Source organism: Euzebyella marina, from assembly GCF_014855515.1.
Lineage (GTDB): Bacteria > Bacteroidota > Bacteroidia > Flavobacteriales > Flavobacteriaceae > Euzebyella > Euzebyella marina.
In genome coordinates, this window is record NZ_JACYFK010000001.1 from 303,345 (window position 1) to 330,130 (window position 26,786).

Sequence of the window (26,786 nt, forward strand, 5' to 3'; positions counted from 1 at the left end):
TCTTTTGAAAACATACAACGAACCGTCAAGACTATTTAGAATCATGAATTTCAATGCTTGACCCTCTGTAAAACGCTGTTAAACCTTTATGAAAATGGAGGTTGCATATCTATATAAATTAGTAAATTCGCCGCATTGGTTAAACCACTTAGTAAATGTTTGCAAAAAACTTCAACAAATGGGACACCCTTTTGGGGTGGGCCGTCTTTTTTATTGCCCTTATTACATACGCAATTACGGTAGAGCCCACCAATAGTTTTTGGGATGCAGGTGAGTACATCGCCACATCCGCCAAGTTACAAGTCGGTCACCCACCGGGAGCACCACTTCAACAAATGATCGGTGCTTTCTTTGCCATGTTCGCCTTTGAGCCGGATCAAGTGGCAAGAATGGTCAACTATGTGTCAGGTGTGTCGAGCGCGTTTACCATTCTGTTCATGTTTTGGACCATTACCAATCTCGCCCAGAAATTGGTGTTCAAAAAAGACGAGATTATGACCAACAGCAAAGCTATAGCAGTTTTGGGCAGTGGTCTAATCGGTTCTCTCGCATTCACATTTTCAGATAGTTTCTGGTTCAACGCCGTTGAAACAGAGGTTTACGCCATGGCCAGCCTTATCATGGCACTTCAGCTATGGCTAGGGCTAAAATGGACGGATAGCCTTGACGACCCAAGAGGTAACAGATGGTTGATACTGATCAGTTTTGTAATCGGCCTTACCTTTGGGGTTCAATTTATGGGCTTTTTGGCTATACCTTCTATAGGTCTACTCTATTATTTCAAGACGTATAAAACCACAACGGTCAAAAATTTTCTTTTGGCCAATATTGCGGTAATTGCCGTACTCATGTTGGTTTATAAATTTTCACTCACCTATGTTTTAATGTTGTTTGGTTGGAGTGAGGTTTTCTTTATCAATAGCATAGGCCTACCTTTTAATTCAGGTTCTATCATTATGGGCTTGGTTTTCGTCGCCGCCTTTTATTTCGGCCTTTCATTTACAAGAAAAAACGATTATCGCACAGCCAATACCATTGTACTTTGCATGATGTTCGTTTTTCTAGGGTTCTCAACCTGGCTCATGCTACCCATCCGGGCGAATGCAAGAGTGGTCATCAATGAGAACAATCCTGAAGACGCCCGTGCCCTTCTAGCCTATTACAATCGGGAACAATACCCAGGAGTTGACAGCCCTATTTACGGGGCCTTTTATTCAAGTACTTTCGGAAATGCCGGAGAGGATAAAGATGAAGCGCCCAAGTATGAGAAAGATGAAAAACTGGGCAAATACGTAATCGTTAACTACTACAAAGGTGCCGTACCCGGAGACGACCCTAAACATGTAGGTCTACTACCCAGAATGTGGAGCGGACAGCATGCAGAAAACTACATGCGCTACTTCGGGCCGTTGGATTTTAAGATGAAGCAATCGAACGAAGAGCTTCGTAGGGCTGTAAAACAAGTAAAAGACGGTTTTGCCAATGGAGAAATCGATGCAGAACAATATATAAGTTTTCTAAGACGCTTTGGCGATTATCTAGAGGTCGAGCCTCCTTCGCTTTGGCAGAACATCAAGTACATGGCCCAATTTCAATTCGGTTATATGTATTGGCGTTATTTTATGTGGAATTTTTCCGGAAAAAATAATGATGTTCAAGGCCGGTACAACGGCAACGGCGAGTGGATCAGTGGCATTGGCTTCATTGACAGTATGCGTTTAGGAAGCCAGAATAACCTACCTGACGAGATTGAAAACGACAAAGCCAGAAATACTTATTTTCTATTACCGTTAATTTTAGGAATCGTAGGTATCCTGTTTCAAATCGCCAAAAACCCGAAACAATTTTGGGTGTTGCTTATATTCTTCCTTTTTACAGGCTTGGCGATTCAGTTCTACACCAATCCGTACATTTTTCAGCCAAGGGAGCGGGATTACTCGCTCGTAGGTTCATTTTATATTTTCGCTATTTGGATCGGACTTGGCGTATATGGCTTGTTCGAAGAGTTTAAAAAGTATCTGACGCCAAAGATTTTGGCCCCAGCCCTGACAGTGGTATGCTTTTTGGCTGTGCCAACGGTTATGGCATTCCAGAATTGGGACGACCATGACCGCTCGAACCGTTTTACAGCGAACGCTTCGGCCAAGGCCTACCTAGATTCTTGTCAAGAAGATGCTGGCGCCATATTGTTTACAATTGGTGACAATGATACTTTTCCCCTATGGTATGCCCAAGAAATTGAAGGGTACAGAACCGACGTTCGCATCGTCTGCACCAGCCTTTTTGAAACAGATTGGTACATCGACCAGATGAAACGAAAAGCCTATGAGAGCGAAGCTATACCTTCACAAATAGCCCACGATAAATATCGCTGGGGCTCGCGTGACGTACTTTATTTTCAAACTGTTGACCCTCTCTTTAATAAGCAAATATCAGAGAGCAGATGGTCGATTCAAGATTTTATTAAGTGGGTAGACAGCGATGAGCCGAAGACCAAACTAAAGTATATTTTAGAGAGACAAGAGAATATTGATATGGACGCTTATTCAGAAAGTGCTCAAAATATTGTCTATTACCCCACCAACAAACTACGTATTCCTGTCAATAAAAAGAACGTATTGGAAAGTGGCCTTGTTAAAGAAAAAGACAGCGCCCTAATCGTTGATTATATAGATATCGACCTTCCTAGAAGCGCCATCACCAAGAAAAGCATGATGATGCTTGACATTTTGGCCAATAATGATTGGAAGCGCCCTATTTACTTTTCGGGAGGTAGTTTTGACGATGCCGAATTTATATGGATGAAAGATTATCTGCAGTTAGATGGCATGGCCTACAAACTCGTTCCCATCAAGACCGAAAGAAGAAGTTCTTACGAAATGGGAAGGATAGACAGTGATTTAATGTATGACATCGCCACTAATTGGTATTGGGGCAATTCTGGAAGCCCTGACATCTATCACGACCCCCAAACTAGAATTCAAGGACTTTCCTATCGTAGTAATCTGGCCCGTTTGGTCGAACAATTGTTAGAGGAAAACAAGATTGAAAAGGCAAAGGACATAATAGACCTAGCGATGAAGAATATTCCAGTAGAGTACTTTGAGTATTACACTTTCGTCGAGCCTTTTGTAGATGGCTATTATAAGGTAGGCGAAACCAATAAGGCCCATGAACTTTTTGAAAAATTGAAATACATTTATCAAGACCGTCTCGAGTATTACGCTGAAGTACCCTTAGAAGAGCAGTACGATAAAATAGATGAAATTATTGCCGACATGGAGGGTTATCGAAGAAACATCGACATATTGATCAGCAACAATGACCGTGAACGCGCAGAAAAAGAAACACTTATCTTCAACGAGTACATAGATAAGTTCCAGCATTTTTACAGGGATAATATTTTGGAGGAAGAACCTCCGATACCAGGCGAAAATCCTGATCTGGAAGATTCAATGCCAATTTCCGATACCACCGTTATCGACGCCACTACAACTGAAGAAGAAGTATTGGATACGATTCCGGTTCAATAGAAGACCACATTTCAACATAAAGCGAGGGCCACTTGATCAAGTGGCCCTCGCTTTTTATTTAAAAATACCCAGCACCAAATCTAACATAAAAGTAGTGCTGCTGAAAAGTGCGAAAATTTAGATGCTAAATATACTCGTTAAGTATGCCGATAAGAGTGTTGGCATCTTGCTCACCGCTTTGCCTCCAAACCATCTCTCCTTTTTTGTAAATCATCAAGGTAGGCAAACCCTTCACACGCAAGGCTTGAGAAAGCTCTTTATTTTTGTCAACGTCGATTTTTATCACCTTGCCACGATCACCTAAAGCGGCGGCTACATCGCGCAAGACTGCATGCATGGAAGTAGATTGCTCATTCCATTCAGCATAAAAATCCAACAATACGGGGACCTTCAAATCTATAAGTTCTCCAAACTTTGACATACGTAAATCATTGGGTTAAAGGCCAAATGTAGTAAAAAATGTTAAACCTGATTGACCCCCTAATATTTTATGGTTGAGCGATGGCGTTAAAATCATGTTAAGGGCTTTCGCTTCAAAGTTATCACACTGATTTCTGGCCAAATACCTACCCGCCCCGGGTAGCCTAAAAACCCAAAACCTCGATTAACATTAATAAACTGGCCCAATTCTTTATAAATACCGGCCCAATACTTGTAACGCCACTTAACGGGGCTCCATTTAACCCATCCGGGAATCTCGATTCCGAATTGCATACCGTGCGTGTGTCCGCTTAAAGTCAAGTGATAGTGATAGTCGTCTTTAAGAACCACGTCTTCCCAATGAGATGGATCATGGCTCATTAATATTTTAAAATCGGCACTATTGATTTCAGAAGATGCCCTCTTAAGGTCACCCGCTTTCTTAAATCCGCCTCGGCCCCAGTTCTCAACACCTACCAAAGCGATTTGATCAACCCCTTTCTTAAGATATCTATGTTCATTCAACAACAGATCAAACCCCATTTCACGTTGCATATTTTTGAGGTTCTCAAGGTTTTGGCTTTTCAATTCGGCCGTTTCCCATTGAATGTAATCGCCATAATCGTGATTGCCCAACACCGAAAACTTACCATCTTTAGCTTTTAAGGTAGAAAACAGCTCGGCCCACGGCACCATTTCTTCACTCTTATTGTTCACCATATCACCAGTAAACAAGATAACATCGCTCTCTTGCTGATTGACCAGATTTATGGCATATTCAATTTTCTTTCTATCATCAAAACTACCACTATGAACATCTGAAATCTGAGTAATCTGGTAGCCATCAAAAGCTTCCGGCAGATCATCAAATTCCAAATTATATTTGAGTACTTGAAAATTGTATTTACCCTTATACATTCCGTAAAGCAAGGCCCCAAATGGTATAGATGCCAATCCTAAACCTAAAAGACTTAAAAACCTACGTCTTTCTGGCAAGCTAAAGGTTTTTGAACCACCGAAAAATCTTTGATAACCACCAGCAATCAACCTAAAAATATCTTCACTGAACAAGAACAGAATAGTTATGGCCTGAAAAGCCAGAACAGTAAGCAAAAGACCAAAAGCATAACTTTTAGGTCTGCTCAAAACACGCCCTTGCGTTTCGCCCCAAGTAAATTGATAGATAAAATTACCAAGAACCAGCAGCGAGATGGCCATGAAAAGGTAATAGACCCAGGGGTAACGGGTTGCAGTTTTAAGCGCCTGAAGAGTATAGGCCCCTAAGGCCAAGTAAAAAATGACGAATAGAATCCAACGTAGCATAAGAACAAAGATATTTGTTCTTACCAACGCAGTTGCCCCATTTAGATCTTATTTAACCGCTTTCACCACTTTTTGAATGGTATCTACATTGGAAACGGCCAATTGATCATCCTTCAAAAAGGAAAGGGAATTCATTGAAACTTTTGGAGATGTATTCAAAGTCTGGATGAATTGGGTACCTGATAGATGAACCGCTTTGAAACCGCCTGTCTTGAACTCCGTTACATTAGTTGGCTTCACTCCTCCACCAGGCATTATGGTACAATTCTCAGTTTTTTCAAGGAGTGATTTTAACAATGACAAACCCTCCGTTGCTGAGGAAGCCTGACCCGAGGTTAAAATGGTGTCGACACCAATAGATTCAAGCTCCCCTAATGACTTTTCAGGCACAGACAGCCAATCAAAGGCCCTATGAAAGGTAAAGTTCAGACCTTCCGTAAGATTTCTTAGTTCTTCGGTACGCTTCAAATCAATGGTAAAATCATCTAACAAGACACCTGAAACTATCCCGTTAAAACCTAGATCCTTACATAACTTAACGTTGCTTTTCATGATTTGAAACTCATCATCAGAATAGGTAAAATCACCACTTCTCGGGCGAATCAAAACATTTATAGGAATATTTACTTTTTCCCTAACAAGTTTTAGCAATCCATAAGAGGGAGTAATACCTCCGACCGCCAATTCTGAACACAATTCAATTCTATCAGCGCCTGCCAGCTCAGCATTTATAGCAGATTGCAATGAATTGGCACAGACTTCTACAAGCATATCATTATCTTTAGCCGACTAAATTAAACAACCCAAGATGAAAAGGAGAAAATTCTTGAAAAATTCAAGTCTCACGGCAGCAGGAGCCTTATCGGCCCCCGTGATGGCCTCTTACCAAGAGCGTAATAACCAGCCCAAAAAAATAGAAGACTCAAAACCGGACATTCGACCAATTACGGTTTGCACTTGGAATTTTGAGAATGCCACGGCCAAATCATGGGAGGTTCTCAAAAACGGAGGATCTTCCCTAGATGCTGTTGAACAAGGTGTTCGCGTTGAAGAGGCAGATGTTACCAACGAAACCGTAGGTAAGGGAGGCAGGCCCGATCGCGACGGCAACGTAACCCTTGACGCCTGTATAATGGATAAAGATGGTAATTGTGGTTCGGTAGTATATCTTCAAAACATAGCCCACCCTGTTTCGGTGGCAAGAAAAGTAATGGAAGAAACCCCACATATCATTTTAGCAGGCAGGGGCGCCGAGCAGTTCGCGTATGAAAAAGGTTTTGAAAAAGAAGACCTATTTACCGAAAGCACGCGAAAGCAATATGAAGAGTGGAAAAAAAGCTCTAAATACGAAACTATCATAAACATCGAAAACCACGATACCATTGGTATGCTTGCCATCGATAAAAATGGAGATATTGCCGGGGCATGTACGACTAGCGGCATGGCCTACAAAGTTGCAGGTCGCGTAGGCGACAGCCCAATCATCGGCGCAGGCCTTTTCGTGGATAACGAAGTCGGCGGGGCCACTGCTACCGGAGTTGGCGAAGAGGTCATTCGAACCGTAGGTAGTTTTTTGATTGTTGAACTAATGCGACAGGGCAAAAGTCCGCAAGAGGCTTGTGAGGAAGGAGTAAAAAGAATTATGGCCAAAAATAAAGACCGGAAAGATTTTCAGATAGGATTTTTGGCTATCAATAAAAAAGGAGAAACCGGAGGTTATTGCGTGCATCCCGGTTTTACCTATCGCCAATATACCGAAGATGGTCACGAAAATGTTCCTGTTTCCAGTTTTTATCAGAAGAAATAAAATCAAACAATAAGGGAGCGGACATTTGGCCGCTCCCACCCCTATCAAGTAACGGTTAAATTAAATCATTTTCCTATCTTGATTTTCTAACTTCGCAATACAAATAAAAAAACCCATGTCAGAACAAAAGAGACTTTTCCTTTTAGATGCTTATGCCCTTATTTTTCGTGGTTATTATGCGCTTATAAAAAACCCAAGAATCAACTCTAAGGGAATGGACACTAGCGCCATCATGGGTTTTATGAACTCGTTGTTCGATGTTATCAAAAGGGAAAAGCCTGACCACTTAGCGGTTTGTTTTGACAAGGGCGGAAGTGCCGAACGTACAGAACTTTTTCCAGAATATAAGGCCAATAGGGATGAAACACCTGATGCGATTCAAGTTGCGGTGCCTTACATACAAGACATTCTTAAAGCAATGCACATACCAAGTGTGGTTTTAGAGGGCTGGGAAGCTGACGATATTATCGGTACCCTATCAAAACAAGCGGAGAAAGAGGGCTACAAAGTATATATGGTAACCCCTGATAAAGATTTTGGCCAACTCGTAACCGAAAATATTTTTATGTATCGCCCGGCGAGAATGGGCAACGGAATTGAGATTTGGGGTATTCCCGAGGTACAAAAAAGATTTGGGGTTGAAAGGCCCGAACAAGTGATCGATTATTTGGGCATGATGGGTGATGCTAGTGATAACATTCCCGGACTACCCGGTGTTGGAGACAAGACCGCCAAAAAGTTTATCGCCCAGTTTGGCTCTATGGAAGGCCTCTTCGAAAACATCGACCAATTGAAGGGCAAGATGAAAGAGAAAGTCGAAGAGAACAAAGAATTGGGGCTTCTTTCAAAAAAATTGGCCACCATTTGTATTGATTGCGATGTAAAGTTCAATGCCGAAGACTACGAACTCTCAATGCCCGATAGTGATAAGGTTCAAGAAATCTTCGAAGAACTTGAGTTTAGAAGGTTAAAAGACCAATTTATTAAAATATTCTCGGGCGAAGTCAATGAAACCCAGACCCAGGTAACCAGTACCGAAACTGCTAAAAAGCAGGCGCAAGCGACAGCCGGAAGTGGACAATTCTCACTTTTTGGAGGCGATGCTTCTGCACCGGCGACAATCAAAGATAGCTCAAGCCGCCTAACGATTAAAGAGGTGGCGCATGTATATCAGAGCGTCGCACCGGGCATGGCTATGAAACTATTTGTTCAAAACCTTATGAAACAACCCTCGGTTTGTTTTGATACCGAGACAACCTCCATTAATCCATTGGAAGCTGAACTAGTCGGCATTGCCTTTTCTTGGGAAGCAACTAAAGGGTACTACATTCCCTTTCCCGAAAAAAAGGAAGAAGCACAAGAACTTATCGAACAGCTTCGCCCGTTTTTCGAATCGGAAAGCATTGAGAAAATCGGTCAAAACCTAAAGTACGATATTAAGGTACTTGACAAATATAAGGTTCAGGTAAACGGAAAGCTTTTTGACACCATGCTGGCCCATTACCTTATCAATCCTGATATGCGCCATAATATGGATGTTTTATCGGAAACCTATTTGAACTACACCCCTATTTCGATTACCGAACTCATCGGAAAAAAAGGAAAGAATCAACTAACCATGCGAGAAGTTCCTTTAGAAAAACAAACGGAATATGCAGTGGAGGATGCCGATATTACTTTTCAGCTGGCACAGCATTTTAGACCGGAACTCGCCGAGGCGAAAACCGAAGACCTTTTTAATACGATCGAAGTTCCGCTTCTACGGGTTCTTGCCGATATGGAATTAGAAGGAGTTAATCTAGATGAGGAATTTCTAAAATCACTTTCTAAAGACCTCACGAACGATATTAAGAATCTAGAGGAGAAAATTTACGATACCGCCGGAGAAGAGTTTAACATTGGGTCGCCCAAACAACTGGGAGAGATTCTTTTTGACAAAATGAAACTGGTCGACAAACCCAAAAAGACCAAAACGGGGCAATATTCCACTTCTGAAGACGTACTTTCCTATTTGGCAAAAGACCATGATATCATACAACATGTATTGGATTACCGCGGGCTTACCAAGTTAAAGAGCACTTATGTAGATGCACTTCCTGAACAGGTCGAAAGCAGCACGGGCCGTGTTCATACCGATTATATGCAAACGGTCGCTGCCACGGGTCGCTTGAGTAGCAACAACCCTAATTTACAGAACATACCTGTTCGAACCGAACGTGGTCGGGAAGTTAGAAAGGCATTCATTCCCAAAGATGATGACTACACCTTATTAGCTGCCGATTATTCCCAAATCGAATTGCGCATCATAGCCGCCTTGAGCGAAGAGACCACTATGATAGAAGCTTTTAAAAACGGTGAGGATATTCACGCCTCAACCGCCTCAAAAGTTTTCAACGTACCTATCGATGAAGTTACACGGGAACAACGAAGCAATGCAAAAACGGTGAACTTCGGTATTATTTATGGTGTTTCCGCATTTGGTCTAAGCAATCAGACCGATCTTTCACGATCGGAAGCGAAAGACCTGATCGACACCTATTACAAAACCTATCCTAAACTGAGAAACTACATTAGTGAGCAAATTGATTTCGCAAGAGACCATGGCTATGTGCAAACCGTTTTAGGAAGAAGGCGCTATTTAAAGGACATCAATGGAAACAATGCCGTCGTTCGAGGTGCTGCCGAGCGTAATGCTGTCAATGCGCCTATTCAAGGTAGTGCCGCCGACATTATCAAAATAGCCATGATCAACATCCACAAGAAATTAAAGAAAGACAACTTCAAAAGTAAAATGCTATTACAGGTACATGATGAATTGGTATTCGATGTTTATCGCCCAGAGTTGGAAAAAATAAAGCCGCTTATTAAATCGGAAATGGAGAATGCCTATAAAATAGCTGTACCCCTAGATGTCGAAATAGGCTTGGGAGATAATTGGTTGGCAGCACATTAACCTCAAATAAAGCAGGTTTCACAACATTAATTAGATAACCGCGAACACCCATCATAAATTTGTTTTTGTTGCGTTCTTATAATAGAGCCGGCTTGAACAAATGAAAACATACGTTTTAGTTTTTTTCTTCCTAATTATAGGCACATGTAATTATGCCCAGGACGCCTCTATGCCTGAAAATCAGGAAAAGACCGAACAAAAACTAAAAGTATTTCCTAATCCTGCCACTAGCGTTGTCAATATACTAGGATTAAAGAATACCTCTAAAGCCGAAATCGCTATCTACGACATTTATGGCAACAACGTTTTTATTCGCAAGTGGGAGATTCGAAGAAACGCCATCAATATTCCTATATCTTCGCTAGAACCGGGTGCCTATATCATCACCATTCACTCAGATGAACAACAGGTACGCACCAAGTTTTACAAAAAGTAATACTTTTGTCTACCTATTTATCTGCTTTCTAAGGTTGAGCAAATAGTAAACTATATGGCCCATAAGCCATTGAACGTTATATCTATTTTAAGGACCTCAAAAAATAGAAAAATATTCTCAAATAACCATTTGTTATTCAGAAGAATTAGTGTACATTTGCAGCCCGTTTATCGGGATTGAAGTGTTTAATTAAAAAGTAACCGTAGTGGATACATTAAGTTATAAGACCGTTTCTGCCAATAAATCTACCGTAGACAAGCAGTGGGTATTGGTTGATGCTGAAGGGGAAGCTCTAGGGCGTCTAGCCTCCAAAGTAGCCAAAATGCTTAGAGGTAAACATAAGCCAAGCTACACTCCTCATGTTGATTGTGGTGATAATGTAGTTATCATCAATGCCGAGAAGATTGAAATGAGCGGCAATAAGTGGAATGACAAAGTCTATTTAAGATATACTGGTTACCCAGGTGGACAACGTTCTACTTCCGCTAAAGAACTATTGGCCAAAAATCCGGCTCAAATAGTTGAAAAAGCGGTGAAGGGTATGCTTCCAAAAAACAGATTGGGTGCAGACTTGTTCAGAAACCTTAAGGTTTATGTGGGTTCTGAGCACAACCAAGAGGCACAAAAACCAACGGTTATCAACTTAAAAGAATTCAAGTAATGGAGACCATTCATAAAATCGGAAGAAGAAAAACAGCTGTAGCGCGTGTTTACCTTTCTCAAGGAAACGGAAGCATTACAGTTAACCAAAGGGAGTTGAATGACTATTTCCCTACTGCAACACTTCAGTACAAAGTTAAACAGCCTTTTTCATTGACCAACAGTGAAGAAAGCTACGATGTAAAAGTGAATGTTTATGGCGGTGGAATCACCGGTCAGGCAGAAGCGGTTCGTTTGGCTTTATCAAGAGCTATGTGCGAATTAGACGTTGAGCATCGTTCAGTTCTTAAGCCAGAAGGTTTGCTAACACGTGATCCAAGAATGGTGGAGCGTAAGAAATACGGTCAAAAGAAAGCCCGTAAGAAGTTCCAGTTCTCAAAACGTTAATACGAGAAATTATCAGGCACCTTCCAATTTTGGCGGGTGCCCTTTTTTATATTTTTAACCCAAGTTCATTGAAAGTTCGCCGCTTGGCGGATAAATTAAAATACTATTACTGCATAATGTAATGGTTACCGGGAGACCCAACAAGACTCTTAATCTTTTGGGCACCGTTAGTTTAGCATCTAAATGAGGGAGGCTCTTCACTTGAAGTACCACTCTGTCATTGCCTATCAAAAGAACGTAAACTAAATTAAAATGGCGAAAGTCGAAGTAAAAGAATTATTGGAAGCTGGTGTGCATTTTGGCCACCTAACACGAAAGTGGAACCCGAACATGGCTCCTTACATCTACATGGAGCGAAACGGTATTCACGTTATCAACCTTTACAAAACAGTTGCAAAACTAGAAGAATCTAAAGAAGCACTTAAAAAGATAGCTGCTTCAGGTCGTAAGATTCTTTTCGTTGCCACTAAAAAACAAGCAAAGGACATTGTTGCCGAAAAAGTAGCCAATGTAAACATGCCTTACATCACCGAGAGATGGCCAGGTGGTATGTTGACTAACTTTGTAACCATACGAAAAGCGGTTAAGAAAATGGCTTCTATCGATCGTATGAAGAAAGACGGTACTTTCAACACCCTTTCTAAAAAAGAAAGACTTCAAGTAGATCGTTTACGTGCAAAATTGGAGAAAAACCTTGGTTCTATTGCCGACATGACCCGTTTGCCCGGTGCTCTGTTTGTAGTAGATACTATGCGTGAGCATATTGCCGTTAAGGAAGCGCAAAAATTGAACATTCCAATCTTTGCCATGGTCGATACCAACTCTGACCCAAGAGATGTCGACTATTTAATTCCTGCCAACGATGATGCTTCTAAATCGATCAACATCATCATGTCTGAGGTTACCGATGCAATTGCAGAAGGTTTGGCTGATAGAAAATCAGAAAAACAAGCTGACAAAGAAGGTAACGACGAACCAAAAAAGGCAAAGAAAGAATCTAAAAAAGTAGAGTCGGCCCCTAAGTCAGAGACAGATGACAATAATGATTCTTCAGATGACCTAACAAAAGTTGAAGGCATTGGCCCAAAAGCGGCAGAAGCTTTAGTAAAAGCAGGTATTGCTAGTTACAGCGACCTTGCAAAAGCCGACCCTGAAAACGTAAAGGAAATTTTGACCGAAGCCAGCTCAAGAATGGCGCATCTTGACCCAACTTCATGGCCAAAGCAAGCTCAAATGGCTGCTGACGGAAAATGGGACGAGCTTAAAGAATGGCAAGATAGCGTTAAAGGTGGCGTAGAAGAATAATCTTCACTTCAGAAAATTAAAAATAACATAACATTGGCCCGAAGTTAACTTGTCTCAAACATTTCTACCTTCAGGCCAATTGTAAAAAAGAACATAAAATGGCAAAAATTACAGCCGCAGAAGTAAATAAATTAAGAAAGACTACAGGTGCAGGTATGATGGACTGCAAAAAAGCCTTGGTCGAAGCAGAAGGTGATTTTGATAAAGCAATAGAGATCCTTCGTAAGAAAGGTCAAAAAGTTGCTGCCAAAAGAGCTGACAGAGAATCATCTGAAGGTGCTGCAATTGCAAAAGTAAATTCAGAAAACACCGAAGGTGTAATTATCTCGCTTAACTGCGAAACAGATTTCGTTGCCAAAAACGACAGTTTTGTTACTCTAGCGAACGAATTGGCCGAACTTGCCTTAGGGTATGATAGCAAAGATTCATTCCTTGCTGCTGATTACAAAGGTATGAGCGTTCAAGATAAGCTTACCGAGCAAACAGGTGTTATCGGTGAAAAAATCGAAATCGGTGGTTTTGAAAAATTGAGCGCACCATTTGTCGGAAGCTATATTCACGCCGGCAACAAGATTGCCGTTCTTACAGGTCTTTCTGCCGCTGTGGAAGGAGCCGATACTGTAGCAAAAGACGTTTCTATGCAAGCAGCCGCTATGAACCCAGTAGCTTTGAACGAAGAAGGTGTTGACCAATCTGTTATCGATAAAGAAATAGAAATTGCAAAAGACCAGCTTCGTCAAGAAGGTAAGCCAGAGGCTATGCTTGATAATATTGCAAAAGGTAAACTGAACCGTTTCTTCAAAGACAACACTTTAGTAAATCAAGCTTTCATTAAAGATAGCAAGCAAAGCGTTTCAGACTACGTTAAATCGGTAGATTCGAATTTAGAGGTAACAAACTTTAAAAGAGTTGCCCTAGGTTAATCTGAAAGAGATATTTCATAAAAAAACCCGCCTTGAAAGGCGGGTTTTTTTATTGATAAACAATTAGTTTATTATCCCTTTAACCAACTTTCACGCAGCTTCGATTCAGTTGAGCTAACACCTTGTACGGGCACAATGGTTTCAACTTGTAAAATCGGTATTCCAGCTTTACCATCTAAGGTTATTTCCTCCTCCCCTCTTCGCACAACCATTTCAATTTCTTTGTCTGCAGACCAAGTAAAACTTCTGGCTATAACATCCCGCATAGCATTAAGATCGATTTTCGTTCCGTCTATACTTTTTATAACATCGCCCCCTTCAGCACCTAAATCGTTAAAAAAGCTATTTTGTTCTATTCCCTTACGGATAAAAATCTCATCATCATTTTCTTTACTCACATCGATAAAGGGATTGTCACCATCTAAAAAGAAACCTGTCTGTTTTTCTACCGTCTCCGTTTGTAAACCTACTTTGGCCAAATAGTCGTTGTAATTAATCGGTGTATCACCTATCACGTGTGTATCAAAGAAAGTTCTTATTTCAGGATAGGTCATAGCCACAATCTCATCAATTAGGTCGGCATCTTGAAATGGAGTATGGTTTCCATATTTCTTAGATAATTCTTTCATCAGCCAAAGCACGCCCTTTTCACCGTTACTCAGACTACGAAGCTCAATATCCAAAGCCATATTGATCAACGCGCCCTTTTCGTAGACATTGGCATAGTTCTTTTCATAAGGTTCTTCTAAGATATTCTTGCTCATCTCTGTAAACGACATAGAATCATCATATGCTTTGGCATTATTAATCTTGTCCATAATTCGCTTATAAAATTCCGTCTCATCGATTAGACCTTGCTGAATCTGAAAAAGATTGGCGAAATATTCGGTAGTGCCTTCATACATCCAAAGATGCTGCGACATTTTAGGATCGTTAAAGTCGAAATACTGTATTTCTTCAGAGTGCACGTTTAAAGGCGTGACTATATGAAAGAATTCATGAGAGACCACGTCAACCATCGCCTGCTCCAATCTCTCCTTGGGCATCGCCTCTGGCAACACCACTACAGTAGACGTATGGTGCTCCAACGCACCAAAACCTGAGGCATCGGCTCCATCCATCGTTGATAAATACAGAAGGATGTTATATTCCTTTGTTCCATCAATATCGCCCAGAAAAGCCTTTTGGGCACCCATCATTTCTTCCATTCTAGCCTTTAAACTTGATGCCTTATAAACACCTGTAGGCGAATAGATACTTAAGGTCACCGTGATATCGTTAATTTGAAAAGTCTCGGTGTTCGGTTTGGCATATTGAATAGGGTTATCGATCACTTCAAAATACCTTGAGGCCAAAAAGGTATCGACACCTTCCGCAGCTCCCTCGACCACCTTATTTTTAAGGCTGGTCGTTGCCTTTAAATCATTAGGATGGCTAATTTGTATTTCATAAGGCACTTCTTTTAGCCCCTTAAAATATCCAACAAAACCATGAAGGTTCAGCATAAAGTTCTCACCTGCCAAAATATTTGTACCTGATGGTGAAAAAACCTTATCGCTCATCTCGGCCTCAATATCATAGGTGTCATTTACCAGATAGGTAACCTTATCAAGAGATTTACCATTATTTATCTTCCAGGTATTGTCATCGATTTTCTCAAAAGTCAGCTCTTTGCCATCATAATCCATAGCCTTAAAGCCATCCACATACTTCCCGTAGTTGTCTTCACTATAGGTACCGGGAACCGTTTTCGGTATATAGAAAAACACTTCTTCTTGGGTAAATGCACCCGGGTCAACGCTAACAGAAACTTGATCATCTACAACATTATTTAAGTCTAACGATGCCATAATGGTGGCCTTATCAGCCATAATCAGTGATTTACTTGAACCACATGAGTATAGCACAGCAATTGCCCAAACCGATATAAAAATTTTCTTCATAAATCTCGTATTCAATTCTTTGTCAATATACTTCAGTAAAATGCTACAAGGTTATAAAATTTAACAGATACCAAGAGCATTATTAGGAAATAATTAAGGTTACCTATTACTACATTTCGAAGAGTAAACCCTAATATTTTTTGATTATTTTTGCTGCAACTTAATCGTAACGCATGCAATACAAAAGAATTCTTTTAAAGCTGAGTGGTGAGGCTTTAATGGGAAAAAAGCAATACGGAATCGATTCCGAAAGACTCGCCGAATATGCGCAGGAGATAAAAAATGTTAGTGAGAAAGGTGTAGAGATTGCAATTGTTATCGGTGGCGGAAATATCTTTAGAGGACTTACCGGAGCGGCCATGGGTATGGACCGTGTTCAAGGTGACCACATGGGTATGCTGGCGACCGTTATAAATGGCCTGGCGTTGCAGAGCGCTCTGGAAACCGAAGGGGTACAGACCCGACTGCAATCAGCAATTCACATTAATGAGGTAGCCGAGCCTTTCATCAGAAGGCGCGCCATGAGGCATCTTGAGAAAGGGCGTGTGGTTATCTTCGGTGGTGGAACTGGTAACCCTTATTTCACAACGGATTCTGCTGCAGTTCTTAGAGCTATTGAAATTGAAGCCGATGTAATCTTAAAAGGAACGAGGGTAGATGGCATTTATACCTCAGACCCGGAGAAAGATAAAAACGCGACAAAATTCGATTCTATTTCTTTTGCAGACGTGCTTTTAAAAGGACTCAAAGTGATGGACACCACAGCCTTCACCCTGAGCCAAGAGAACGAATTGCCCATTGTAGTTTTCGATATGAACAAAAAAGGCAACCTCACCAAATTGGTAGAAGGCGAAAATATAGGTACCGTTGTCAACCTTTAAACAGACACATTCAATACGCTTAATTATTTTTGAACTATGAACGAAGAGGTACAGTTTATACTTGATTCTGCTCAAGAAGGCATGGAGGCAGCCCTTAGGCATTTGGAAAAAGAATTTGTAAAAATTCGTGCCGGAAAGGCCAGTCCGGCAATGTTGTCTTCGGTATTGGTAGAATATTATGGGTCTCAGACCCCACTTTCACAGGTATCTAACATCAACACACCTGATGGACGCACCATATCGGTTCAACCTTGGGAAAAGAATTTACTTGGTGAAATTGAAAAGGCCATCATCAATTCAAATTTAGGGTTCAACCCAATGAACAATGGCGAATTAATCATCATAAACGTTCCTCCACTTACCGAAGAAAGACGTATTCAACTGACCAAGCAAGCCAAAGCCGAGGCCGAGGATTGTAAGGTAAGTATTCGTAGTGCCCGTCAAGACGCCAACAAAGAGATACGTGACCTAGATGTATCAGAAGACTTACAAAAAAATGCAGAGGTCGATATTCAAGAGCTGACCGATAAATACATCAAAAAAACAGACGCCTTCTTAGCCGTTAAAGAGAAGGAAATTATGACTGTTTAATCATAAAACATCACAAGACAAAAAGCGACCTAATGGGTCGCTTTTATTTTTAGCTCAAATGAGATAGAAGATTATTATAAACGTTGATTCTTAGGAACACAGACAATCATTCTATACCTTTGCGCTCGGTAAAATTTTACCATGGCTACTAAATTCATGAAAGGTTTTTGGGAAACGACCGCTCGAATCATTCTTCGTAATCGAATTTTGATTCTTTGCCTAATTGCAGCATTTACCGTTTTTTTAGGTATGCAGTGGGAAAATATGCGCTTTAGCAATTCCCAGGCCAATCTTTTGCCCGATGACCACCCTGTAAATTTAGAATATCGTTCTTTTCTTAAACAATTTGGTGAAGAGGGTAATGCTATCGTTTTTGCGGTTCGCGACTCTGCTCTTTTCACCCCTGAGAACATCAATAGATGGAACAAGTTCAGCAAACAACTAGTAGCCTTTCCCGAGGTCGACTTTGTGCTATCCCTTGATAATCTGCAAGAGCTTATTAAGGACAATGAAAAACAAGAGTTTCAACTAAAGCCACTTATTGAAGGTCAGTTGAAGACAAAGCAAGAAGTTGATAGTATAAAGAACCATCTCTTTAACGATTTACCTTTTTACGACAAGCTTCTATACAATAAAGAAAGTTCGACCATTCGTACTGTAGTGAATATGGACAAAGATATTGTCAACACTACTGTTAGAAAAGACTTTGTGCTTAAAGACCTGACCAATTTGGTCGAAAATTTCGAGGAAGAAACCGGTTTAAACGTTCATGTTTCGGGTATGCCCTACATACGAACCATGAACTCTCAAAACATAATCGATGAAATCGGCAAGTTCATATTGGCAGCCTTGGGTGTAACATCGCTTATATTTTTCTTTTTCTTCAGAAGTTTTCGTGCCACCCTCATCTCAATGTGTATTGTAATCATAGGCGTGATGTGGGCCTTTGGTATACTCGGGCTTCTTCAATATGAAATTACGGTATTAACGGCATTGATACCACCGTTGATTATTGTCATCGGCATTCCGAACTGCATATTTTTAATCAACAAATATCAGCAAGAGGTTAAAAAGCATGGCAATCAAGCCCTTTCGTTGCAGCGTGTCATCTCTAAAATAGGTAATGCCACCTTAATGACGAATATGACCACCGCTTCCGGCTTTGCAACTTTCATCATCACCGATAGCAAGTTGTTAAAAGAGTTCGGTATCGTAGCTTCTATTAATATCATCGGGATATTTATTCTTTCTTTATTGATCATACCGATTATCTATAGTTTTCTATCCCTACCTAAAACACGCCACCTCAAGCATTTGAACAAACATTGGGTGGATGCCTTTGTCAATTGGATGGAGAGAATTGTGAGGGAAAGAAGAATTACCGTCTATATTGTTTCCTTAGTGCTTTTGATAACGAGTATTATTGGAATTTATCAAATAGAAATATCCGGAAGCCCTATAGAAGACATGCCCAAAAGCGCCCAGTTCTTCAAGGATATCCGTTTTTTTGAACAAGAATTCGACGGAATTATGCCCGTTGAGATTGTGGTCGATACTAAAAGGCCCAAAGGCGTATTGCGCTCGACCAATCTTAAACGTATTGACCAACTTAGCGAGGTGATTACCGATATACCTGAGCTATCACGCCCCATCTCAGTCGTTAACCTGGTAAAATATTCAAAACAGGCTTTCTATAACGGGCTACCGAAATATTATCAATTGCCTACCTCACAAGAGAGCAATTTCATCATGTCGATTGCTCAAAAATCTTCGGGTAACGAAAACTTGCTTAAGAGCTTTGTTGACAGTACCGGACAGACAGCTCGAATAACGACCTTCATGCAAGATGTGAAGACTGATCGGATGGAGCAGATTGAAGAAAGACTAAACGAAAATATCGCTAAGTTTTTTCCGCCAGACCGATACAACGTATACATGACCGGTAGCGCTCTTATTTTCTTGAAAGGGACGAAGTATTTGGTCAAAAACCTTATTTTATCATTGGCCTTCGCCATATTTCTAATCGCTCTATTTATGGCCTATCTTTTCAGGTCATTTAGAATGATCATTATTTCATTGATTCCCAATTTGCTGCCACTAGTAATAACCGCTGGGGTTATGGGCTATGTTGGCGTACCCATAAAGCCTTCGACCATTCTAGTATTCAGTATCGCTTTTGGTATTTCCGTAGACGATACGATTCACTTTTTGGCAAAATATCGTCAAGAATTAATTGCCAATCGTTGGCAGATTAAAAAGTCGGTCTATGCTGCGTTAAGGGAAACGGGGGTAAGCATGTTCTACACTTCTATCGTTCTATTTTTTGGGTTTTCGGTATTCATCATTTCAAATTTTGGTGGCACGGTAGCTTTAGGCGCATTGGTCTCTGCTACACTAATGTTCGCCATGCTTGCCAACCTAATACTTCTCCCCTCGTTATTGCTTTCTTTGGAAAGGAATATCGCAAGCAAAAAAATACTTAAAAAGCCCCAAATCGACATCCTACCAAAGAAAGACGAAGACAATTGAGCTAAAATCTAAACTGATTTAACCGCTAGCAACCTCTATACTTTCTAAGCAAAAAGTTATCTTTGCGCTTCAATTTTCAAGTGACCAAAACATGAAAGCATACAGCGTAAAAGAATTGCTAGAAGGAAATCTATTATTACAGGAAGTAACCGTAAACGGGTGGGTTAAAACTTTCAGAAGCAATCGTTTTATCGCATTGAACGACGGATCTACATTAGCCAATATACAGTGTGTAGTAGATTTTGAGAACTTTGACCAAGAAACTCTTAGACAGATCAACACAGGCGCTGCCCTAAAGGTTTCCGGCACCCTAACAGAAAGCCAAGGACGCGGACAAAGCTTTGAGATTCAGGTAGAGGAAATTTTCGTACATGGTGGTGCCGACCCAGAGGCCTACCCTATTCAACCTAAAAAGCATTCGTTGGAGTTTTTAAGGGAAAAAGCTCATTTACGGGTACGCACCAATACTTTTGCCGCAATTATGCGCGTACGTTCGGCTCTCTCTTTCGCCATTCACCAGTATTTCAGGCAAAACGGATTTTACTATTTTCATGCGCCAATAATTACCGGATCAGATGCCGAAGGTGCAGGTGAAATGTTCCGCGTTACTACTTTGAGCGATAAAAATCCAAAGCTGAATGACCAGGGTAATGTTGATTATAAAGAAGATTTTTTTGGCAAGGAAACGAATCTAACCGTTTCTGGCCAATTAGAAGCTGAAGCTTATGCTATGGCTTTGGGCAAGGTATATACGTTTGGCCCAACCTTTAGGGCTGAAAATTCAAATACTTCAAGGCACTTGGCCGAGTTCTGGATGATAGAGCCAGAAATGGCCTTTTACGACCTTGATGCGAATATGGACCTAGCCGAAGACTTTATTAAAAATGTTATTGGTTATGTACTTGAAAACTGTGCCGATGATCTTCAGTTTTTAGAGAAACGTCTTCTTGATGAAGAAAAAACAAAACCACAGGCCGAAAGAAGTGAAATGGCTTTGATCGAAAAATTAAAGTTCGTTACAGAAAACGGTTTTAAAAGGGTTAGTTATACCGAGGCCATCGACATACTTAGAAACAGCAAGCCCAACAAGAAGAAAAAGTTCCAATATGCCATAGATGAGTGGGGTGCCGACCTTCAAAGTGAGCACGAACGCTACTTGGTGGAAAAGCATTTCAAATGCCCCGTGATTTTATTCGATTATCCTGCCAAAATAAAAGCGTTCTACATGAGATTGAATGAAGATGGCAAAACCGTTAGGGCCATGGATATTCTTTTCCCCGGAATTGGTGAAATTGTTGGCGGTTCGCAAAGGGAAGAGCGACTTGATGTACTTAAAGATAAAATGGCCGATCTAAACATACCGGAAGAAGAACTTTGGTGGTATCTAGATTTAAGAAAATTCGGTTCTGCAGTACATAGTGGGTTCGGCCTCGGGTTTGAAAGATTGGTTCTTTTTACGACCGGAATGGGCAATATCAGAGATGTGATTCCGTTTCCTAGAACACCACAAAATGCAGAGTTTTAATCGGAAATAGTTAACTTTATAGAACTAGGCAATCCCTGAATTCAATGCTTAAACAACACTTACAGTTTAAATTATCGCAAAAATTATCTCCTCAGCAGATACAGCTGATGAAGTTGATTCAATTGCCTACCCAGGCATTTGAGCAGCGACTTAAACAAGAACTGGAAGAAAATCCCGCATTGGAAGGTGGCAAAGAAGAGGTCGACACCTATGAAGACGAATTTGCCGACAATTATGACAATGCCGATACCGATGCCGAGACCATCAATACCGACGATATCAATATTGATGATTATTTGAGTGATGACGAGATACCTGATTACAGAACAAAAGCGAACAATTACAGTTCTGACGATGAGGAAAAAAACGTTCCCTATGCCGCAGGGGTATCTTTCAATCAATTTTTGTTGAACCAACTAAATACCGTTTATCTCAGTGACGAAGAGTGGGGTATTGCCGAGTTTTTGGTGGGAAGTGTTGATGAAAGCGGATACATTCGTCGGCCACTAACGGACATATTAGACGACCTAGCTTTTACCCAAAATATTTATACGGATGAAGAGACTATTGAGAAAGTTCTTAAAATAGTTCAGAAACTTGATCCGCCGGGCGTAGCGGCACGTTCTCTAGAAGAATGCCTAATTATTCAACTCAAAAGAAAAGAAGCCTCTCCGCCGGTAGAACTGGCCATAACAGTACTTGAAAAGTCTTTTGAGCAGTTTACCAAGAAGCATTATAAAAAACTTCTACAGAAACATAACATTACGGAAGAGCAATTAAAGGATGCCATTTCGGAAATTGAAAAGTTGAATCCGAAACCGGGTGGGTCATATTCAGGCAATAACCGTATGGTAGAGCACGTGGTTCCCGATTTTTCCATACGAATCGTAGAGGGCGAACTCGAACTTTCATTGAACGGCCGTAATGCCCCAGAATTACATGTATCAAAAGAATACAGTAATATGTTGAAGGGATATAAGGATGCCAAAAACAAGTCGAAATCGCAAAAAGATACTATTCTTTTTATCAAGCAAAAGCTCGATGCCGCCAAATGGTTTATAGATGCCATTCGCCAAAGGCAACAGACGCTATTCGTTACCATGAATTCTATTATGAACTACCAAGAAGAATATTTTCTTACTGGAGACGAGCGAAACTTGCGCCCGATGATCTTAAAGGATATTGCCGATGAAATTGAAATGGATGTTTCGACCGTTTCAAGGGTAGCCAACAGCAAATATGTTGATACCCCTTATGGCACTAAACTCATCAAAGAATTCTTCTCTGAATCAATGAAAAACGACCAAGGGGAAGATGTGTCGACCAAGGAAATAAAGAAAATATTGGAAACCGTTATCGGTGAAGAATCGAAGAAAAAACCCTTAACGGATGATAAATTGGCCGCTATTTTAAAAGAAAAGGGCTACCCTATTGCCCGTAGAACGGTCGCCAAATATCGAGAGCAGCTGGATATACCCGTTGCCCGATTGCGCAAACAGATTTAATGAGGGTCTTTCTAAAAGCAATATCTTACCTATTCCACCCAATTTTCATTCCTATTGCGGGTTGTATATCCTATTTTTTAATCACTCCAAAATACAGCCCTCCAGAAATCCGGAATCCCATTTTGCTTCCCGTTTTTATCCTAACGGTAATCATACCTATTATCACATTCTTTATCCTCAAAAATATCGGTCTGGCAAGTAACATTTTTGTACCGCAATTAAGAGAGCGCAAATACCCATTATACATTAATCTTATTCTACTTTTCTTAGTAGTCTATAAAGTGATTTTCAACAATTTTATTGCTGAGCTACATTTCTACTTTTTAGGGCTGATTGCCGCTTCAATGACCACCTTGTTATTGTTGTTCTTTAAGCTAAAAGTAAGTATGCACCTCATGGGTATGGGCAGTCTTTTTATGTTCTTGGTATGCTTAAGCATTCACTTTGAAAAGAACATTACTATTGCAGTAAGCTTGGTAACGTTAGCCTCCGGTCTGGTTGCTACCTCTAGACTATATTTAAAAGCCCACTCAAAACCTGAACTTTTAATAGGTTTTTTTATAGGGATGATTTCCCAATTAATCACGATTAGGTACTGGCTCTAAAGGAAGCTATAGTATATAAAAAATCAACCCCAAACGTAAGGGGCGAATGGTAAACGGAGAGCCATTCAACAAAACGCCATCATTAAACAAGTTATTCAACCCATAATAAGCGTGCAGGTTGAAGGTATTGTAGCCAAAATTAAAGGTGAGTCCGTATTGAAATTTACGAATATCACCATTGTAAAAAGTCTCTTTAGGCCCTTCTCTGGGTACATACTTAGACCGGCCACCTACTAAATACCCTAACTTAACACCTGCATAGATACGCCAAAACTTATGTGATTCAGCGGTAGAATTCCGCCAACGAAATTGCAGGGGCATTTCAAGCATATGGGTTTCAATCTTATTTCGCTTAAAAACATCCTCATCCTCTAATATGGAATATTCAAAACCCTCGTCTAATTCAGTACTTAAAAGATTGGAGTAGTAAGAGTAGTAACCATACCCCAAACCGATACCGAGGGCAACATTTCTTCTAAGGTTCAAGGGCAAATCCTTTATTAATCCACCTTGAAGGCCGTAAGACAGATTACTTTGATTGACAGGATCTGGCTTATCTAAGAGAAAGTTGTAAGTGAGACCTAAATAAAATTGATCTTCTAAATATTTATCATCAACCTCTACTGAATCTTGAATAATCTGTGCCTGTACAGTACACACCAAGAACAAAAAGGAAAGTGCTGATAGAAATCTCATGCTACTAATTTAGACAAATAAAAAACGCCTTGAATTAAATTCAAGGCGCTTAAAAATATTATTATCTACTGAACTAAGAATAGATTCTACTGAAGGTTATTAAAAGCATCACCTTCGTAAGTGGTGTAATTTACTTTTAATGCATTAACCTTACGTAGTTCTTGCTTAATGTCAGAGATGAGACCCATATTAGCATTTTTGTCGACTTTAAGTGCAGTGGTCAATACATTCTGCAATTCTTGAGCTTTTTTGGCTCGCTCTTGCAAAATATAATCTCCTACTGAAGATGGGTCGGCAAATTTATCGTTCAATTGAATCTTAGGTTCTTTACCGAACTGTGAAGCATACTGCGAAGTTGGTGCACCCACGTAGATATAAATAACCCTATCTTTCTTTTCCAGTTTCTTTGTTTCACTGGCATTAGGCAGGGTATTTTCTACCTTCAAGGTACTATCTTTCATTACCGTTACGGTCATGAAGAAAAATAACAGCATGAAAACAATGTCAGGTAAGGCAGCCGTGTTTACCGCTGGCAAACCTTCATCTTTTTTCTTTGCAAATTTTGACATAGTATTCTTTGTTTAACTGTTATTGTTAGTTTGCACTGGTTTCAGCTTCCGACAGTTTTTGAGGGAACAAGTCTTGTACTCTTTTAACTTTTTCCTTCAAATCGTCTTTTGTGCTAGATTCGGTCTCCGGATTCAGATATTCCGCCTCCATATCAACGAAATCTCTTTTAAACAGACGCTGAGCCTCACGATTTCTTAGATCGTTGTAAGCCCCTACCAATTCGTTCTGAACAGTAATATAGGTACTGTATTTAGTTTCCCTATCGTTCTTTAAAGAAATAATAGCTTTTGTCGGGTTATCAGATGATTCTGTGTTCTTGGCTCCTTTACAGTAAGTACAGGTTCCATCGCCGCCATTATCCAAAAAGGCAATAGCTCTTTCCCTCAAATTCTTTATATCAGTCAACTCATCCTCTACCAATAGCTGACCGTTTTTGTTGATATTCACTTCGAAGATATTCTTCTGCTTAATAACAACATCATTCTCGGGCGGTTCTATAGGCGGTAACATACGGTCAAGGCCAGCATCTGTTTCAATCGTTGTTGTTACTAGAAAGAAAATAAGTAACAAGAACGCGATGTCTGCCATAGATCCCGCATTTACCTCTGCTGGTGCTCCTCTTTTTGGCATAATTTAAACTTTTTAATTATTTAGTCATCTTTCTAACACCGCCCCAAATCATGGAAGCGATGGCGATAATGGTCAATATAAAAAACACATTGATACCTGCACCAATTTGTTTTACTTCACTTTCAGTGGTCGCAACTCCCCTATCGGCCATTTCTTGAAGGCTTACATCGGTACCATCGGCCATTACATAACCGATACCAACTACCAATAAGAAACCTACAACAACAAAAAGGCTCTTTTTAAGACTTGCCGGATTAGCGAACAAATTCTTGATAGAGAAAATCAAACTGAAAAATATAGCCACACCCAACAATACATAGGTAATGACAAACATGGTATTTAGCGCACCACTACTTGCTGCTTCGGCAGCAGGCATCTCAGACTCTGGTAACAAGAACCAAAGCACAGCACCTATCAAACCGATTGCAATGAGCGCAATTTTTATAATCTTATGCATAATTTTAAGGTTTTAAAGGTGTGCGATTTACTTTTTGTGATCTACCAACAAATCGATCAAAACGATAGAAGAATCTTCCATATCGTTAACAATGCTATCAATTTTAGCGATGATGTAGTTGTAGAAAATCTGAAGGATAATAGCGGTGATAAGACCGAATACCGTAGTCAAAAGTGCAACCTGGATATCACCTGCAATAAGAGAGGCACTCAAGTTACCAACAGCACTAATTTTCTGGAAGGCCTGAATCATACCGATTACCGTACCCATGAACCCAAGCATCGGAGCAATAGCGATGAAAAGAGACAACCAAGAAACGTTTTTCTCTAATTGACCCATTTGAACACCACCGTAGGCAACAACAGCCTTTTCAGCAGATTCAACACTTTCTCCTGCTCTATCCAAACCTTGATAGTAAATAGAAGCAACAGGACCTTTTGTATTTCTACAAACTTCTTTAGCAGCTTCAACACCTCCAGAAGCCAAGGCATCTTCTACTTGCTGCTTCAATTTAGTTGTGTTGGTAGTAGCCATGTTCAAGTATATGATTCTTTCGATAGCAACTGCCAAACCTAAAATCAAACATAAAAGTACAATACCCATGAAACCGGCACCACCCTGAATAAACATTTCTTTTAAAACTTGGGTAAAACCTTTTTCTGCTTCAGCGGGGGCGTCTTGTAACATAGTTGCAGCAGTAGCCATTGCATTTACAGTATTTGTGCTCAATACAAACAACCCGCCAACGGCTAGGATAGAGGATAATTTTTTCATTTTTTCAAACTTAGATTAGTTATTTAATAGGGTTAAAGATAAAAAAAAATCGTAACAAAAAAAGTAAAACTTCAAAGCATACAAGAAGCGTCAAACACCGTTTTAACTAGGCCTCGACACACATTCAAGTGTCTCTAACCCAATCACAAACCGCTACTCACGGCCTCCCTTTTGCTAATAAAACTAAACTTACAAATATTTCCCGGTTTCCAGTATTGGCTCGAAAAATCTTTTTGCACTTGCAGAGAGGAAGGGATTCGAACCCTCGATACACTTTTGGTGTATACACACTTTCCAGGCGTGCGCCTTCGACCACTCGGCCACCTCTCTAAA

Annotated in this window: 23 protein-coding genes and 1 tRNA gene; 14 read left to right on the top strand and 10 right to left on the bottom strand. The window is 40.4% G+C overall.

What is annotated here, in order from left to right:
- Positions 1–155 precede the first annotated feature (155 nt).
- The gene (locus IL356_RS01150; protein ID WP_121847616.1) at positions 156–3,533 is read left to right on the top strand and encodes a protein O-mannosyl-transferase family; all 3,378 of its coding nucleotides are present in this window, start codon (positions 156–158) and stop codon (positions 3,531–3,533) included.
- A 124-nt stretch (positions 3,534–3,657) separates the two neighbouring features.
- On the opposite strand, the gene IL356_RS01155 is transcribed toward IL356_RS01150, so the two are convergent.
- The 3 genes from IL356_RS01155 to IL356_RS01165 all read right to left on the bottom strand — a co-directional run bounded on the left by IL356_RS01155 (position 3,658) and on the right by IL356_RS01165 (position 6,047).
- Positions 3,658–3,954, bottom strand: a complete 297-nt coding sequence (locus IL356_RS01155; protein ID WP_121847615.1) for a thioredoxin family protein — start codon at positions 3,952–3,954, stop codon at positions 3,658–3,660.
- A gap of 92 nt (positions 3,955–4,046) precedes the next feature.
- Positions 4,047–5,276, bottom strand: coding sequence for a metallophosphoesterase (locus IL356_RS01160; protein ID WP_121847614.1), 1,230 nt, complete (start codon positions 5,274–5,276; stop codon positions 4,047–4,049).
- A 48-nt stretch (positions 5,277–5,324) separates the two neighbouring features.
- Positions 5,325–6,047, bottom strand: a complete 723-nt coding sequence (locus IL356_RS01165; protein WP_121847613.1) for a copper homeostasis protein CutC — start codon at positions 6,045–6,047, stop codon at positions 5,325–5,327.
- A gap of 37 nt (positions 6,048–6,084) precedes the next feature.
- On the opposite strand from IL356_RS01165, the gene IL356_RS01170 reads away from it, so the two are divergent.
- From IL356_RS01170 to tsf, 7 genes are all read left to right on the top strand, one after another.
- On the top strand, positions 6,085–7,083 hold the full coding sequence (locus tag IL356_RS01170) for an isoaspartyl peptidase/L-asparaginase family protein (RefSeq protein ID WP_121847612.1): 999 nt from the start codon (positions 6,085–6,087) through the stop codon (positions 7,081–7,083).
- 115 nt (positions 7,084–7,198) lie between these two features.
- Complete coding sequence (gene polA / locus IL356_RS01175; RefSeq protein WP_121847611.1) at positions 7,199–10,036, top strand: DNA polymerase I; 2,838 nt, start codon at positions 7,199–7,201, stop codon at positions 10,034–10,036.
- A gap of 100 nt (positions 10,037–10,136) precedes the next feature.
- Positions 10,137–10,472 (top strand): T9SS type A sorting domain-containing protein, encoded by a 336-nt coding sequence (locus IL356_RS01180; RefSeq protein ID WP_121847610.1) that lies wholly within the window; start codon positions 10,137–10,139, stop codon positions 10,470–10,472.
- 205 nt (positions 10,473–10,677) lie between these two features.
- A complete protein-coding gene (gene rplM, locus IL356_RS01185; protein ID WP_121847609.1) occupies positions 10,678–11,133 on the top strand; it encodes a 50S ribosomal protein L13 in 456 nt (151 codons plus the stop codon).
- A complete protein-coding gene (rpsI, locus tag IL356_RS01190; RefSeq protein ID WP_121847608.1) occupies positions 11,133–11,519 on the top strand; it encodes a 30S ribosomal protein S9 in 387 nt (128 codons plus the stop codon). Before rplM ends, rpsI begins: the two co-directional genes overlap by 1 nt.
- 252 nt (positions 11,520–11,771) lie before the next feature.
- Positions 11,772–12,824 carry a 30S ribosomal protein S2 gene (rpsB, locus tag IL356_RS01195; RefSeq protein WP_121847607.1) on the top strand — a complete coding sequence of 351 codons (1,053 nt, stop codon included), beginning with the start codon at positions 11,772–11,774 and terminating at the stop codon, positions 12,822–12,824.
- Between the two features lie 98 nt (positions 12,825–12,922).
- Positions 12,923–13,747: a translation elongation factor Ts gene (tsf, locus tag IL356_RS01200; protein ID WP_121847606.1), complete on the top strand. Its 825-nt coding sequence runs from the start codon at positions 12,923–12,925 to the stop codon at positions 13,745–13,747.
- 71 nt (positions 13,748–13,818) lie between these two features.
- Here tsf and IL356_RS01205 read toward each other — a convergent pair whose 3' ends face one another.
- The gene (locus IL356_RS01205) at positions 13,819–15,690 is read right to left on the bottom strand and encodes a M61 family metallopeptidase (RefSeq protein WP_121847605.1); all 1,872 of its coding nucleotides are present in this window, start codon (positions 15,688–15,690) and stop codon (positions 13,819–13,821) included.
- 173 nt (positions 15,691–15,863) lie between these two features.
- Between IL356_RS01205 and pyrH the strand changes: the two genes are divergently transcribed.
- From pyrH to IL356_RS01235, 6 genes are all read left to right on the top strand, one after another.
- Positions 15,864–16,571 carry a UMP kinase gene (gene pyrH / locus IL356_RS01210; protein ID WP_121847604.1) on the top strand — a complete coding sequence of 236 codons (708 nt, stop codon included), beginning with the start codon at positions 15,864–15,866 and terminating at the stop codon, positions 16,569–16,571.
- Between the two features lie 36 nt (positions 16,572–16,607).
- A complete protein-coding gene (gene frr / locus IL356_RS01215; RefSeq protein ID WP_121847603.1) occupies positions 16,608–17,162 on the top strand; it encodes a ribosome recycling factor in 555 nt (184 codons plus the stop codon).
- A gap of 141 nt (positions 17,163–17,303) precedes the next feature.
- A complete protein-coding gene (locus tag IL356_RS01220; protein WP_121847602.1) occupies positions 17,304–19,691 on the top strand; it encodes an efflux RND transporter permease subunit in 2,388 nt (795 codons plus the stop codon).
- A 91-nt stretch (positions 19,692–19,782) separates the two neighbouring features.
- Positions 19,783–21,216, top strand: a complete 1,434-nt coding sequence (gene asnS / locus IL356_RS01225; protein WP_121847601.1) for an asparagine--tRNA ligase — start codon at positions 19,783–19,785, stop codon at positions 21,214–21,216.
- Positions 21,217–21,260: 44 nt separating this feature from the next.
- Positions 21,261–22,721: an RNA polymerase factor sigma-54 gene (rpoN, locus tag IL356_RS01230; protein WP_121847600.1), complete on the top strand. Its 1,461-nt coding sequence runs from the start codon at positions 21,261–21,263 to the stop codon at positions 22,719–22,721.
- A complete protein-coding gene (locus tag IL356_RS01235) occupies positions 22,721–23,326 on the top strand; it encodes a hypothetical protein (RefSeq protein ID WP_121847599.1) in 606 nt (201 codons plus the stop codon). The genes rpoN and IL356_RS01235 overlap by 1 nt, the downstream gene beginning before the upstream one ends.
- Positions 23,327–23,332: 6 nt before the next feature.
- Here the strand turns inward: IL356_RS01235 and IL356_RS01240 are convergent, their stop codons facing one another.
- The 6 genes from IL356_RS01240 to IL356_RS01265 all read right to left on the bottom strand — a co-directional run bounded on the left by IL356_RS01240 (position 23,333) and on the right by IL356_RS01265 (position 26,783).
- A complete protein-coding gene (locus IL356_RS01240) occupies positions 23,333–24,022 on the bottom strand; it encodes a porin family protein (protein WP_192466526.1) in 690 nt (229 codons plus the stop codon).
- A gap of 86 nt (positions 24,023–24,108) precedes the next feature.
- The gene (locus IL356_RS01245) at positions 24,109–24,591 is read right to left on the bottom strand and encodes an ExbD/TolR family protein (RefSeq protein WP_121847597.1); all 483 of its coding nucleotides are present in this window, start codon (positions 24,589–24,591) and stop codon (positions 24,109–24,111) included.
- A gap of 25 nt (positions 24,592–24,616) precedes the next feature.
- Complete coding sequence (locus IL356_RS01250) at positions 24,617–25,222, bottom strand: ExbD/TolR family protein (RefSeq protein WP_121847596.1); 606 nt, start codon at positions 25,220–25,222, stop codon at positions 24,617–24,619.
- Between the two features lie 16 nt (positions 25,223–25,238).
- The gene (locus IL356_RS01255; RefSeq protein WP_162987795.1) at positions 25,239–25,679 is read right to left on the bottom strand and encodes a hypothetical protein; all 441 of its coding nucleotides are present in this window, start codon (positions 25,677–25,679) and stop codon (positions 25,239–25,241) included.
- A gap of 27 nt (positions 25,680–25,706) precedes the next feature.
- Positions 25,707–26,453 carry a MotA/TolQ/ExbB proton channel family protein gene (locus IL356_RS01260; protein ID WP_121847595.1) on the bottom strand — a complete coding sequence of 249 codons (747 nt, stop codon included), beginning with the start codon at positions 26,451–26,453 and terminating at the stop codon, positions 25,707–25,709.
- A 242-nt stretch (positions 26,454–26,695) separates the two neighbouring features.
- A tRNA-Ser gene (locus tag IL356_RS01265) sits at positions 26,696–26,783 on the bottom strand.
- Positions 26,784–26,786 lie beyond the last annotated feature (3 nt).

What these genes read in the sequence shown, in the direction of transcription:
- IL356_RS01165 (WP_121847613.1), bottom strand. Translation starts at nt 6,047, where the DNA reads ATGCTTGTAGAAGTCTGTGCCAATTCATTGCAATCTGCTATAAATGCT.
- rpoN (WP_121847600.1), top strand. Translation starts at nt 21,261, where the DNA reads ATGCTTAAACAACACTTACAGTTTAAATTATCGCAAAAATTATCTCCT.
- IL356_RS01170 (WP_121847612.1), top strand. Translation starts at nt 6,085, where the DNA reads ATGAAAAGGAGAAAATTCTTGAAAAATTCAAGTCTCACGGCAGCAGGA.
- rpsI (WP_121847608.1), top strand. Translation starts at nt 11,133, where the DNA reads ATGGAGACCATTCATAAAATCGGAAGAAGAAAAACAGCTGTAGCGCGT.
- pyrH (WP_121847604.1), top strand. Translation starts at nt 15,864, where the DNA reads ATGCAATACAAAAGAATTCTTTTAAAGCTGAGTGGTGAGGCTTTAATG.
- IL356_RS01235 (WP_121847599.1), top strand. Translation starts at nt 22,721, where the DNA reads ATGAGGGTCTTTCTAAAAGCAATATCTTACCTATTCCACCCAATTTTC.
- IL356_RS01245 (WP_121847597.1), bottom strand. Translation starts at nt 24,591, where the DNA reads ATGTCAAAATTTGCAAAGAAAAAAGATGAAGGTTTGCCAGCGGTAAAC.
- IL356_RS01160 (WP_121847614.1), bottom strand. Translation starts at nt 5,276, where the DNA reads ATGCTACGTTGGATTCTATTCGTCATTTTTTACTTGGCCTTAGGGGCC.
- IL356_RS01250 (WP_121847596.1), bottom strand. Translation starts at nt 25,222, where the DNA reads ATGCCAAAAAGAGGAGCACCAGCAGAGGTAAATGCGGGATCTATGGCA.
- frr (WP_121847603.1), top strand. Translation starts at nt 16,608, where the DNA reads ATGAACGAAGAGGTACAGTTTATACTTGATTCTGCTCAAGAAGGCATG.
- IL356_RS01205 (WP_121847605.1), bottom strand. Translation starts at nt 15,690, where the DNA reads ATGAAGAAAATTTTTATATCGGTTTGGGCAATTGCTGTGCTATACTCA.
- polA (WP_121847611.1), top strand. Translation starts at nt 7,199, where the DNA reads ATGTCAGAACAAAAGAGACTTTTCCTTTTAGATGCTTATGCCCTTATT.
- tsf (WP_121847606.1), top strand. Translation starts at nt 12,923, where the DNA reads ATGGCAAAAATTACAGCCGCAGAAGTAAATAAATTAAGAAAGACTACA.
- IL356_RS01260 (WP_121847595.1), bottom strand. Translation starts at nt 26,453, where the DNA reads ATGAAAAAATTATCCTCTATCCTAGCCGTTGGCGGGTTGTTTGTATTG.
- IL356_RS01220 (WP_121847602.1), top strand. Translation starts at nt 17,304, where the DNA reads ATGGCTACTAAATTCATGAAAGGTTTTTGGGAAACGACCGCTCGAATC.
- asnS (WP_121847601.1), top strand. Translation starts at nt 19,783, where the DNA reads ATGAAAGCATACAGCGTAAAAGAATTGCTAGAAGGAAATCTATTATTA.
- IL356_RS01150 (WP_121847616.1), top strand. Translation starts at nt 156, where the DNA reads ATGTTTGCAAAAAACTTCAACAAATGGGACACCCTTTTGGGGTGGGCC.
- IL356_RS01240 (WP_192466526.1), bottom strand. Translation starts at nt 24,022, where the DNA reads ATGAGATTTCTATCAGCACTTTCCTTTTTGTTCTTGGTGTGTACTGTA.
- IL356_RS01180 (WP_121847610.1), top strand. Translation starts at nt 10,137, where the DNA reads ATGAAAACATACGTTTTAGTTTTTTTCTTCCTAATTATAGGCACATGT.
- rpsB (WP_121847607.1), top strand. Translation starts at nt 11,772, where the DNA reads ATGGCGAAAGTCGAAGTAAAAGAATTATTGGAAGCTGGTGTGCATTTT.
- IL356_RS01255 (WP_162987795.1), bottom strand. Translation starts at nt 25,679, where the DNA reads ATGCATAAGATTATAAAAATTGCGCTCATTGCAATCGGTTTGATAGGT.
- IL356_RS01155 (WP_121847615.1), bottom strand. Translation starts at nt 3,954, where the DNA reads ATGTCAAAGTTTGGAGAACTTATAGATTTGAAGGTCCCCGTATTGTTG.